Consider the following 13747-nt stretch of genomic DNA (forward strand, 5'->3'; position numbering starts at 1 on the left):
ATAGTAGTTTAACGCCAAGACGATTTTATTAAAACTGTATTACCTTCTTTCCTTCTTTTTCCTCCATATCCAATTAACAGAAACCTTATTCGGTTCTTATCTAACTCTTTTTCAGAGTGTTATTTGGTTTTAATTTATGCTTTTTCCAATCATCAAATACTTATAATTAAGAAAAAACACTTGAATATATTATAAAATTTTAGGTGAAAAAAATTACATATCGTAAAAATAGTATGCAAAAATGAATAATTATGAAGTTTTGCATTGTGATATAAAAAATGTTTAATACTTTTATCGCGTAAATATAACGCAATAGAAAGCATTATACTAACGCAATGAAAAACCATTTTAACCAAATTACATTATGAAAAAGAAAATTATTCCTTTTGGAATTGGAATTTTAATTGCTATCGCAGCAATTTTACCAGAGCAATCCTACGCACAGGATAAAAAAGACAAAACCGAATCTATTGTAGCGAAAGATTCAGTTGGAGGAAACAAGAAAGAAGAGAAGAATAGAAACGTAATGTTGAATGCCTCTTCAGCTACGACACCAAGACAAATCAATGTTGGTATTCCTCCAGGAGGTGATATTCAGATTTTAGAAAACGACATTCCAGTAATATATCAGTTTTACCCTCAAATTGTTACTTCGGTATGGAAGTATGATAGTAGTATCGGAAGGATTGGTTTATTATCTCTTGCTGAAGGAGCACTTACTTTTGGAAAAGTTGGTTTTAGTGTCAATTCATATGATCGTGAACCTGGTACTAAATTTAAAGGTTTTTTTTCAGCTTATACCAATAGCTGGGGGTCTTTAATTTACAGTGGAAATGTATCAGGTCCAATGAGTAAGGATGGATGGGGTTACTCAATTAGTTTACAAGAAACTTATGATCGTGGAAATGGTGTTAATAGGATGTATTATCCTTGGTCAACTGAAAGGATGGAGATGTTTAAACTGGGGATTTCAAAGAAATATAAGAAAGGAAAAATTAATTTTTTATATAAAAACGCAACACAAAGACAAGATTATAGTGTCAATCAACCCTTAATTTATAATGGAAATGGTGATTTTTCAGAATATCCAGGTTTTAGTTTAAGTAGAGATAGTTATACCTTAGGAAATGGACAAATTGCCTATGCAGATGCTAATACTGGAGAATCAGTAAAAATGAACTTAGCGGATGATAAATTTAATGAAAATAAATCTAATGCTTTTTATGTAAATGGTGAGCATAAATTTTCAAATGATTATAAATTGAGTTATTCAACAATGTATATGCACTCCAAGTCGCCTTTTCTTGTTCAATTTCCGTTGACTTTAGGAATTAGTACGCCAGATGCTAATAATAAGTACTATTTACATAATACTAATACAGAATATACAGACAATGTTCAAATGGTAGTGAACCAAGCAGTAGAACCAACCAATATTGACACTTGGATGACTCGTATGGAGCTTACCAAAAAATATGGAGTACATAGTTTGAGACTTGGTTTAACTGAACAGTTGTATAAAACAGGATTGCAAAAAACAAACATGGGTATTTATTATCAAACAGTAACACCTAATCCTCAATTATTAGATTGGCAAATGAATGTAAGTCCTGTTCCAGGGTCTCCATATTATTATCCAATCACTAATGCAGATGGAATTGTAGGAATACCAGGAGATATAACAAAAGTAAAAACGAATAAAACAGCATTATATTTATCAGATGATTTTAAAGTAGGTAAAGTTTTTGATTTCACCCTTGGTGCTCGACTAGAAAAAGAAGATACAGAGGAACTTCATAATCAATATACTAATTCTTTCATAAAGGACAGACCCCTTATGTCAGTAGATTTCAAAAACAAATTTAACCACGTAGCTGTAGGTAGTTTTGTTGCAAAGGTTACCAATAAATTTGGATTCTTAGGGGATGTTACCTATAACGATTATCTAAACAGATATTATGATTACCCAGCAAACCAAAAAGATGCACTAGGAAACCCTATAACAGATGTGGATGGAAATGGTAATCTTGTTGCTCAGACTACAATAGCCAAGTCTAATCAAATAAAAGTTATATTTTTAGGTGCAGGTATTTATTATAATCAAGGAGATAAATTTAGTATAGTGTCTAAAGTAACACAAAGCTCAAAATTGAACAACGTTACTGGATTAGACTTTTATGACCCAAATAATACATCAATAAAAGCTAAAGCTTATCCTCTTTTTTATGATATACAAACACTGGGTTGGACTACAGATATTGTAACAAGTCCATTCAAGAATTTTAATTTGCATTATTTGATAACCTTGCAAAAACCACAATACAAAAATTATACAGCAAGTGGCTTTGGTACTACATATGAATATAATAATATTATTCCTGGAATGTCTAATGTTTTGATGGAAATTGATCCTAGTTATAAATTAGGGAACTACAAGATTTATGCTAATCTAAGATATTTTGGAAAACAATATGGTAACCTAACCAATTCAATTGCTTACAATGCTTGGTGGGAAACCTTTGGGGGAGTTGAATATCGTATGAGCAGAAATGTTGATTTTAAGTTGCAAGTTGTAAACTTCTTAAATCAAAAAGGTATCAGTGGTGCTTTGCAAGGTGCTGACCAGATAACAACAGCAACTGAGCCTAATTATATAGGAAAAGGAGTTAATGCATCAGGTATTCGCCCACGTACAATCGAATTTACTGTGAATTTCAAAATATAAATAAAAAGTGTGTAAATAGATTATGAATCCTAATCTTTCAAAGTTCTTATTTTTTAGAACTTTGAAAGTTAGGTTCTAAAAAATAAAAAATTATTTCTCAAACAACAAATATTACAAATCAAAAAAAAACAAATGTCATGAAAAAATTAAGTATTATTATTGCTGCTATAGTATGCAGCTTGATGTTTTCAGTTAACGCAAAAGCCCAAGAATCTAAAGATTATTTTATAGGAAAATGGCAACTTCTAACAACTGGTCTTCCTGATGGTGATGCTAAAAGTGTACTAACATTAACAAGAGGCGAAAATGGTAAATTAACAGGAAATATGGCAGGAGAAGGTAGACCTGCAGATGTATTCACTAAAATAGATGAAAAAGAAAAATTCATAACCTGTTTTTTTACGGCAAGTGGTTATGATGTATACATCTATCTAGAAAAAAAAGATGACAACAATATTACCGGATCATTGCTAGACATGTTTGATTGTACTGGAACCAGAATAGTTGAATCTAAAAAATGAGAAAAAAAGAAGTAATGGTAGTCACAAAGACTACCATTACTTCCTAATTATTTCAAAAAATCTTCTTTAATTACGACTTCTCTTTTAAAAACCAAATAAACCACAAATTATTAACAATTTACATAAAAAAAAGTCCTGTAATTTTATCTCATAGCAACTATAGAGCATTTGGATAATCTCCAAAAAAGTTAAAAGCTTTCGCAAAAATAAAATTATTCAATCTGGAGAAATTACCGTGAATCATCTTATTCTGAATCCACAAGATTGGACTTATTTTAATATGGATTGATCTTCTTGGATTACTATCACTATTTCCATAATGATTTAGAGTAAAAGCTTTAGATAAAGGTAAAATACTAATAGCAAAATTTACACTAAAAAAGGTATTAGCTCAAAAAAAGCAAGTACCTCTCTTATATCATAGGTTCAAATCAATGCAATAAAGAAACATTGTATTTCCATTTTCACACTCAACACATTACACAACATGAAAAATATATTATCGAATTTGTTATTCATTTTATTTATGTGTTGTTCATTGCAAATCAATGCTCAACACATAAATAAACAAACAACTGTTTGCAATCCTATAAATCTTAATTACAGGTTTCAGTTAAACAATCCTTCGCGTCGAGAAGCTGCTGACCCTGCTGTAGTTTTATTTAAAGGAAAGTATTTTTTATTTGCTTCTAAATCTGGAGGATATTGGACATCGGATAATTTGATTGATTGGAAGTTCATCACTACATCTGACTTACCTCTCGAAGATTATGCCCCTACAGCTGTTGTAATGAATGATGCTGTGTATTTTATGGCACTTGACAGACGCATATATAAGTCTGCTGAACCATTAAGCGGGAAATGGCAAATTGTAAAAGAAAATTTCCCTATTGTTGTAAACGATCCATGTCTTTTTCTTGATGATGATGGACGTCTTTATTTGTATCAAGGACTTTCTAATAATAAACCCATTTATGGTGTAGAACTAAATAAAGAAACTTTCGATCCAATAGGATCTCAATCTGAATTACTAAGTAGTAACACTATAAACAATGGTTGGGAACGACCTAGTGATTACAATGATTATTCAGGAAGAAGAAAGCCATTTTTAGAAGGGCCTTGGATAACAAAACATAAGGGCAAATACTACTTACAGTATTCGGCTCCAGGTACAGAATATAAAAGTTATTCAGATGGCTTATATATTGCGAATTCTCCATTAGGGCCATTTCAACTTGCTGAGAACAATCCTTTTTCATATAAACCCGAAGGCTTTATTTGTGGTGCTGGACACGGTACCACATTTCAGGATAAATGGTCTAATTACTGGTACATGGGAACCATGACAATTTCGGTAAAAGATCATTTTGAAAGACGGCTAGGTCTATTTCCTGCTTTTTTGGATGAAGACGGAACTTTTTATGCTTATACCGCTTTTGGAGATTTCCCACATGTTTTACCTAAAAAGCACATTAAAGAACCAGAAGATTATAAACCATCAGGGATGTTATTGTCTTATAAAAAGCCTGTTGAAGTATCTTCTACACTAGATAGCCATCCAAAAGAAAATACAACTAACGAAGATGTTCGCAGCTACTGGAGTGCCAAAACCGGTAATAAAGGAGAATGGATACTAGTTGATTTACAGAAACAATCAAAAATAAATGCTGTCCAAATAAACTTTTTTGATGAGGCAACAACTATTTTAGGAAGAACTAATTCCATTTATTATCAATATTTACTTGAATATTCCAATGATAAGAAGTCATGGAAAACCATATCCGACAAAAGAACAAATACAACTGACGTTCCACACGATTTTATCGAATTGAAAGCTCCTGTGTCTGCCCGTTATATTCGTTTGACTAACTACCATGTGCCTGATGGGAAATTTGCCATATCCGGTTTGCGAATTTTTGGTAAAGGCAATGGAAAACTTTCTCAAAATGTCTCTTCATTTACAGCTGTCCGTGATACTACTGATAAGCGTAATGTGATCCTTACTTGGCAAAAAAGTGAGGATGCTACAGGATACAATATCCGTTATGGTACTGCTCCAGATAAGTTATACATGAACTATCAGGTTTTTAATGCCGATTCTTTAACAATTCATAGTCTTAATGCTCAACAAAAATACTTCTTTACAATTGATACTTTTAATGAAAATGGTATAACCAAAGGAATCAAAGTTATTGAAGCCCAGAACGATTGATTGAATTCAGATTAACACAGATCATGCTGAAACCCTAAGAAAAAAAATAAAAGAGAATGTTTATCAACTATATTGTTTTATGAAAAACACAACCACACCAGATAAATTAAATCAAGCGTATAGCATTTCAACTGTTGCAAATTCCCTAAAAAGAGTCTATTTATTTATTTTAACAAGTATCATAACAGTTTCACCTTCAATGGCACAAAGCAATTCAAATACTCGAACAATATCTTTTGATAAAGATTGGGCATTTACCAAAACTAATGTTATAGGTGCGGAACAAATACATTTAGATGATTCAAAATGGAGAAAAGTTAATTTACCTCACGATTGGAGTATTGAGGATTTAGCAAACCAAGAACAAGGAAAAGTACAAGGTCCATTTTCAAAAAACAGCATTGGAAAAGCACCAACTGGATGGACTGTTGGTGGTACAGCTTGGTATCAAAAAAAATTTGTAACTGAAAAAAATAAAGAAAACAAACTAGTATCCATCCATTTTGATGGAGTGTACATGAACGCTGATGTATGGCTAAATGGTGTACATTTAGGAAATCACCCCTATGGATATACGCCTTTTTATTATGATTTAACGCCTTACTTAAAATCCGCCGGAGAGGAAAATATAATAGCAGTCAAAGTAAGAAATGAGGGCAAAAATTCCCGTTGGTATAGTGGTTCAGGGATTTATCGCCATGTATGGTTAACTGTTACTGACCCTGTTCATGTTGATACGTGGGGAATCAACATTACTACACCAGAAGTAACACAGGATAAAGCAATTGTAAAAATTAGTTCCACAATAAAAAACAAACAAGCATCAAATAGCGATATTTTATTAGTAACCAATATTTTAAACCCAAGCGGAAAGATTGTTGGCAGTACACAAAAAAAGCTGCAACTGGAAGCCGGTAAATCTATAATTGACGAACAGACTGTTACAATTTCAAATCCCGCTTTGTGGTCACTTGAAACCCCACAGTTGTACAAAGCTATAACTGAAATAAAGAATGGTGATAAAACGATTGACGAAGTAGAAACAAACTTTGGGATTAGAAGCATCAAGTTTGATGGAACTGAGGGATTTAGTCTCAACGGTAAAAAGTTGATTTTAAAAGGAGGATGTATTCATCATGACAATGGCCCACTGGGTGCTGTTTCAGTATACAAAGCTGAGGAACGAAAAATTGAAATATTAAAAAAGAATGGGTACAATGCTATAAGAGCCAGTCACAACCCTCCTTCTCAAGCATTATTAGATGCCTGTGACAAACTAGGTATGCTGGTTATGAATGAAGCCTTTGATACATGGATAAAGCCTAAAAACCCAGAAGACTACAATCTTAATTTTAATGCATGGTGGCAGAAAGATTTAGAAGCAATGATATTAAGAGATAGAAATCATCCTTCTATAATTATGTGGAGCATTGGTAATGAAATCTACGAAGCACCTGATCTGATAGGACAAGAAATTGGAAAAAAACTAGCAAATGAAGTTCGCAAATTAGATCCTACGCGACCAGTAACTGAAGCTATGGTTTACTTACCGCCCTATACACAAACTGCTTTGAAAGATTATAAATCCCATTTGGAAAATTTAGATGTAGATGGTTATAATTACTTTCTTGAAAGTAAGTCTATTCACTTCCAGCGAGATAGTGCTACAGTAGATTTTTTTGACACCCAGCATGCAGCACATCCTCAAAAAACTTATGTAGTAACCGAATCGTTACCTCTCTTTGCTTTGGAGAATTGGGAAAAATCGGAAAGATCACCCTACATGATTGGAAGTTTTAAGTGGACTGCTTTTGATTATATCGGAGAAGCTGGAATTGGTAAATCAAGAATTAAACCTGAAAGGTTACCTGAACTAAAAGGAATTATGGGGATGGGGCAGTTTTTTAAAGACGAGTGGCCCATCTTTAATTCAGGCACTGGCGATTTTGATTTGATAGGCAATAAAAAACAAGCATCTTATTATCAGGATGTAGTGTGGCGAAACAGCCCAATAGAAATACTTGTACATAATCCCATCCCTGAAGGAATGAAAGAGGCAGTAGCAACATGGGGATTTCCCGATGTGATTAAATCATGGACATGGCCAGGACAAGAAGGTAAAAAGATGCAAGTACATGTATATACCCGAAGTAAAGTAGTTAAATTGGAATTAAATGGAAAGTTAATTGCCGAGCAGATTGTTCCAGAGGGTTCCATTACCGCAATTTTTGAAATAGAGTACCAACCAGGAACTCTTGTTGCAAAAGGATTTGATGGAGAAAAAAAAACTGGTGAAAGCACATTGATAACTACAGGTAAACCTTCAGCTATCCGACTGAGTACTGATAGAAGTACCATAAATGCAGACCTAAATGATTTGTCTTACATCAATGTAGAAATTATTGACCAAAAAGGGAATATTGTACCTAATGTTGATGATTTAGAAATTACTTATCAGCTTACAGGTAACGCCTCCATAGCAGGTGTTGGAAATGGTAATGTTGCTGATATGTCTAGTTTTCAGCAAAATCACAAGAAAGTCTATCAAGGTAGAGGATTGGTCATTTTAAGACCAAATGAATTTTCTGGCAAGATAACTTTAAAAGCTCAAGCTAAAGGATTAGCAGCAGGTCAAATTGAAATACGTACAAAATAAGAATAGATGATTCGTATTACATTAGGAAAAAGATCAAAGATTAAGTAGTGACTAATCTGTTTTCTAAGTCTAATTCTCCTAAATTTTCTTCCTGACTGACTATTAATTTACAGATAAAATTAAAATACAATTATGAAAAAACAACTCATCTACATATCGCTAATTTGTCTAACAACAATCCCATTATGGAGTCAAAAAACGACTAATGAGAAACAGATGGATATTTTTATCTCTGGTTTGATGAAAAAAATGACACTTGATGAAAAGCTTAGTCAGCTAAACTTATTAACTCCAAATTCCAATACAGGACCTTTTGCTACTAAAAAATATGCAGAGAAACTTAAAGATGGTTCTGGAGGAAATGTTTATTCGTTAGTTGGATCACCAAGTGAAGTCAAAGCGAAACTGGAACTTGCCGAAAGCACACGTCTTAAAATCCCATTGCTTTCAGGCTTAGATATTATTCATGGTTATAAAACTATTTTCCCAATACCTCTAGGTTTGTCATGTTCATGGAATATGCCGCTAATTGAACAAACAGCAAGAGTTGCTGCTATTGAAGCTTCTGCAGTGGGATATAACTGGACATTTTCACCTATGGTAGACATTAGCCGAGATCCTCGCTGGGGAAGAGTAATGGAAGGCTCAGGAGAAGATCCATTCCTAGGGGGTAAAATTGCACAAGCTATGGTAAAAGGATATCAGGGCGATGACTTAAAGAACGAAACCTCCCTGATGGCTTGCATAAAGCATTTCGGAATGTATGGCGCTGCTGAAGCCGGCCGCGATTATAATACTACCGATATGAGTAAATTAACAATGTATCAATTTTATTTGCCTCCCTATAAAGCAGCAGTAGAGGCAGGAGCAGGCAGCATTATGACCTCATTTAATGAAGTTGAAGGTATTCCCGCCACAGCTAATAAATGGCTGATTACCGATGTACTGAAAAAACAATGGGGATTTAAAGGGTTCGCGGTAACCGACTTTGCTTCTATACAAGAATTAACAACTCATGGCATTTCAAAGGATGATAAACAATCGGCAGAACTAGCAATGAACGCTGGGACTGATATGGATATGGGAAGCGAATTATTTTTTGGATATTTAAAGCAGTCAATACAAGAAGGTAAAGTTTCCATGGCTGCTATTGATGCTGCATGTCGCAGGGTACTTGAGGCAAAATATAAGCTTGGCTTGTTTACCAACCCTTATAGGAATTTTGATCCTGAGAAAGCCGATAGAGTAACATTAACAAAAGAGAACAAAGAAATTGCGAAAAAAGCAGCTTTGCGCTCTATGGTGTTGCTTGAAAATAAAAACAATATACTTCCATTAAAGAAGGACAGCAATATTGCTTTGATTGGTCCATTTGCAAACAATAAGGCCGAAATGTTCAGTATGTGGGTTTTAAAAGGTGATGTCGATAGTGTAGTAACGATTTACGAAGGAATAAAAAAAGTGAATCCAAATGTTGAGACCGTTATGGGGACTCAAATAACAGACAATGAATATCTACAAAGTTTTGCAGGTTATCCATATGAAGCTGAGGAACAAGAGAAACTGATAAAAGAGGCTGTGGAACTAGCCAAAAAATCTGATGTTGTTGTTACCGTACTAGGAGAAGCAAAAGGCATGTCAGGGGAGGCAAAAAACCTTACTAACATTTCAATTCCTAATTGTCAACTTGAATTATTAAAGGCTTTAAAAAACACAGGTAAGCCTATTGTGTTACTGTTGGCCAATGGCAGACCAATGACAATTGAAAACGCACTTCCATACACAGATGCAATAGTAGAAACTTGGCATTTAGGTACCGAAGCAGGAAGTGCTGTTGCTGAAGTGTTATTTGGAGACTATAATCCTTCGGGTAAATTGACAATGACTTTTCCCCGCTCAGTAGGTCAAATTCCAATCTATTATAATCATAAAAACACGGGTAGACCTTATGATGGAGGGCGTAAACGAAATTTCAAATCCAATTACATGGATTCCCCTAATACACCTCTGTATCCTTTCGGTTATGGGTTGAGTTATACAACATTTACTTATGATAAAGTAATATTGAGTGATACCATTTTGACAGGAAGTAATAAAATATTGAAAGCAAAAGTCAACATAACCAATACAGGAAAGTACCCTGGAGAAGAAACAGTACAATTGTATTTGAATGACCCAGTAGCTTCTGTTACCCGACCAGTAAAAGAATTGAAGAATTTCAAAAAAATCTTCTTACAACCCGGGGAAACGAAAGAGGTCAGCTTTGATATCACAACAGAGGACTTAAAATTCTATAATAGTAATTTAATATTAGATTGGGAATCGGGAAGTTTTACTGTTTTTATAGGTACTAATTCTGACGTAACCAATAATGCAGCATTTGTGTGGAATAAGTAGGTTTCTTTTCTAATTGTATCATTGTTAAATAATAAAAATATGAAACAACTAATTTTCTTTCTATTGATACTGATTGCTGTGCCCCTATCGGCTCAAAATATATCAGCATTCGAAAAAAAGGTTTATACGGACAATTCGCAATCGTTACCCTATCGTATTATGTTTCCTAAGAATTATAATCCGAGCAAAAAATATCCATTGGTTATTTTTCTGCATGGTTCGGGTGAACGTGGTACTGATAATGAAAAACAGCTCAAGAATGGTGGTCAATGGTTAGTTGATAACTTACAAAGTAATTATCCTGCCATAGTTATTGCCCCACAATGTCCTGAAAATGATTATTGGGTAAACGCAAAACGAGAAGATTTACCTAAAGGTAGCCCTATAAGGTTGAAATTTACCTTTTACAAAGACAGTTTAGCTAATACATCCATGAAATTATTGATGGGTTTGACCAAAGAATGGATTAGCTCCGGTAAGGTTAATAAAAAACAGATTTATGTAGGCGGACTATCGATGGGTGGTATGGGTACCTACGAATTATTGACACGCATGCCTAAAACATTTGCGGCAGCCTTTATTATATGCGGTGCTGTAAATCTCGATTGGTTTACTATACACAACAAAAAGACTCCATTGTGGTTGTTTCATGGATCAAATGACCATATTGTTTCCGTTGATTATGCACGTAAGGCATATCAGTTACTGAACGATGGAAAACGCGAAATTAAATATACCGAATATCCGGGTGTATATCACAATAGTTGGGATTACACCTTTAAAGAACCTAGTGTATTTTCATGGCTTTTTGGTCATAAAAAATAAGAAAAACACAACCTCATCATCTTTTAAATCAATAGGATTAATATTTTATATCAACAATGAAATTCTCGAAGTTTTGAAAAAAATTAGAGACAAATAACAAAAATAAGTCATGAAAAAAATAACATTAGCAAAATCATGTTTGCTATTCATAGTTTTGACAGCCTGTTGTACTGTTTATTCACAAAAAAACTTACCTCAGTTAGGCAAAAGTCCTGTTTCTGAAATCGTCAAGGCTATGTCTCTTGAAGAAAAAGCGCAACTTTTAGTGGGTACAAACAAGCGGGTGCCGGGTGAAATCAGTGAGGCTGCTATAAGAGGACGTGGTGCTGTAGGCTTTACAGGTACTATCTCAAGGTTTGGTATTCCAGGTATAATCATGGCAGATGGACCTGCCGGAGTAAGACTACAACCTTATTTTATTGATGATAAAAAAATTTCATATACGCCAACAGCATGGCCAGTAGGAATATCACTTGCTTCGTCATGGGACGTCAACTTATTAAATGAGGTAGGTATTGCATTTGGAAATGAAGTTAAGGAATACGGTGTTGATATTCTTCTGGCTCCAGGAATGAATATTATACGAAATCCATTAAACGGACGCAATTTTGAATATTATTCCGAAGATCCTGTAGTATCCGGCTACATTGCATCGGCCTTTGTGAAAGGGGTTCAGTCCAATGGTGTTGGTACTTCTATCAAACATTTTATCGCTAATAACCAAGAAGCTAATAGAGATAAAGTAAATGCAAATATCAGTGAAAGAGCTTTGAGAGAAATTTATCTACGAGGTTTTGAAATAGCTGTAAAAAACGCAAATCCACTTACTGTAATGACCTCATATAATAAAGTTAATGGGCTTTATACGTCTGAAAATCCCGATCTGACAACTACAATACTAAGAAACGAATGGGGTTTTAAAAATTTAGTTATGACAGACTGGAACGGAGGAAGTGATGTTGTTGCCCAGATGAAAGCTAGAAATAATATTATTATGCCAGGAAAAACGAGTCAAATTGAACAAATTATAGCTGCAGTCAATGAGGGCAAACTAGATCTAAAAATCGTTGACAAAAACATAGAAGAAATCCTAAATCTCATTTTGCAAACTTCTTCTTTTAAAAAGTACAATTATTCAAATAATCCTGATTTAGTAGGTCATGCCGCTATTGCAAGAAATGCTGCATCTGAATCTATGGTGCTACTTAAAAACAACTCCAATAAAGCATTACCATTGAATACCGGGACAAAAGTAGCTTTATATGGAGCTGCATCTTATGAGACTATAATTGGTGGATTTGGAAGTGGTGCCGTACTACCATCTTATAAAATTTCTATCCTTGATGGACTTACCAATGCTGGCTATAGAATAACAGGGAATTTAAAAGAGAGTTATGCTGCCTATAAAGCCAAAACTTATGCAGCTTCTGCCTACGATCAAATTCCTGAAATGGAAATTTCACAAGATGTTATTAACCAAACAGCTAATGATGCAGATGTAGCAATACTTACAATTGGCCGTAAATCTGGTGAAGGAGGAGACAGACAAGTCAATAATGATTTTAACCTATTTGATGTAGAAAAAAAGTTAATTAAGAATTTATCCGGAGCCTTTCATGCTAAAGGAAAAAAAATAGTAGTTATAATTAATGCTGGAAGTGTTATCGAAACAGCTAGCTGGAGAGATTATGCAGATGCTATTTTATTGCCATGGCAACCTGGAATGGAAGCTGGAAATGCTATTGCTGATGTCATTTCGGGAAAAGTTAATCCATCTGGTAAACTGACTGTAACGTTTCCTATGAAATATGAAGATGAACCTTCTTCTACTAATTTTCCAGGAACACCAATTGATAAACCTACAGAGGTAATTTATAAAGAAGGCATTTATGTTGGATATCGTTACTATAACTCATTCAAAGCACAAACTGCTTATGAATTTGGATACGGATTGAGTTATACCAATTTTAACTATAGTGGATTAAAACTAAGCACTTCCAAATTTAAGGATAAAATAACTGCAACTCTTACTGTCACCAATTCAGGAAAAGTATCAGGTAAGGAAGTGGTGCAGTTGTATTTGACTGCACCTGAAAAAACATTAGAAAAACCATCCGAAGAACTTCGCGCTTTTGCCAAAACAAACCTACTTAAACCTGGTGAATCCCAAACTATTTCATTCCAACTAAATCCAAGAGATTTGGCTTCTTATAACACCGAACAATCTTCGTGGATTGCTGATGGAGGAACCTATACGGTTAAAGTGGGCGCGTCAAGTAGGGATATCAAATTAACCAAAGAATTCAAGTTGGCTAAAGATATCGAAGTTGAAAAAAACCATAAAGTTTTGACACCCACTATTACCATAAATGAATTAAAAAGAATTAAACAACTATAGATTTCGATCTATT

At 34.1% G+C, this 13747-nt stretch carries 7 protein-coding genes; all 7 read left to right on the top strand.

Features of this window, described 5'->3' with window-relative positions; all coding sequences use genetic code 11:
• Positions 1–364: 364 nt before the first annotated feature.
• The 7 genes from EOD40_RS00545 (at position 365) to EOD40_RS00575 (ending at position 13734) form a co-directional block, all read left to right on the top strand.
• Entirely contained in the window at positions 365–2725 is a 2361-nt protein-coding gene (locus EOD40_RS00545; RefSeq protein ID WP_128192953.1) for a TonB-dependent receptor, read from the top strand.
• Between the two features lie 137 nt (positions 2726–2862).
• The gene (locus EOD40_RS00550) at positions 2863–3246 is read left to right on the top strand and encodes a hypothetical protein (protein WP_128192954.1); all 384 of its coding nucleotides are present in this window, start codon (positions 2863–2865) and stop codon (positions 3244–3246) included.
• A gap of 487 nt (positions 3247–3733) precedes the next feature.
• Complete coding sequence (locus EOD40_RS00555) at positions 3734–5458, top strand: family 43 glycosylhydrolase (protein ID WP_128192955.1); 1725 nt, start codon at positions 3734–3736, stop codon at positions 5456–5458.
• 79 nt (positions 5459–5537) lie between these two features.
• Entirely contained in the window at positions 5538–8114 is a 2577-nt protein-coding gene (locus EOD40_RS00560; protein ID WP_128192956.1) for a glycoside hydrolase family 2 TIM barrel-domain containing protein, read from the top strand.
• A 132-nt stretch (positions 8115–8246) separates the two neighbouring features.
• The gene (bglX, locus tag EOD40_RS00565) at positions 8247–10511 is read left to right on the top strand and encodes a beta-glucosidase BglX (protein ID WP_128192957.1); all 2265 of its coding nucleotides are present in this window, start codon (positions 8247–8249) and stop codon (positions 10509–10511) included.
• A gap of 39 nt (positions 10512–10550) precedes the next feature.
• Positions 10551–11336, top strand: a complete 786-nt coding sequence (locus EOD40_RS00570) for a carboxylesterase family protein (RefSeq protein ID WP_128192958.1) — start codon at positions 10551–10553, stop codon at positions 11334–11336.
• Between the two features lie 109 nt (positions 11337–11445).
• Complete coding sequence (locus tag EOD40_RS00575) at positions 11446–13734, top strand: beta-glucosidase (protein WP_128192959.1); 2289 nt, start codon at positions 11446–11448, stop codon at positions 13732–13734.
• Positions 13735–13747 lie beyond the last annotated feature (13 nt).

The sequence above is a fragment of the Flavobacterium sufflavum genome (assembly GCF_004016525.1).
Classification (GTDB): domain Bacteria; phylum Bacteroidota; class Bacteroidia; order Flavobacteriales; family Flavobacteriaceae; genus Flavobacterium; species Flavobacterium sufflavum.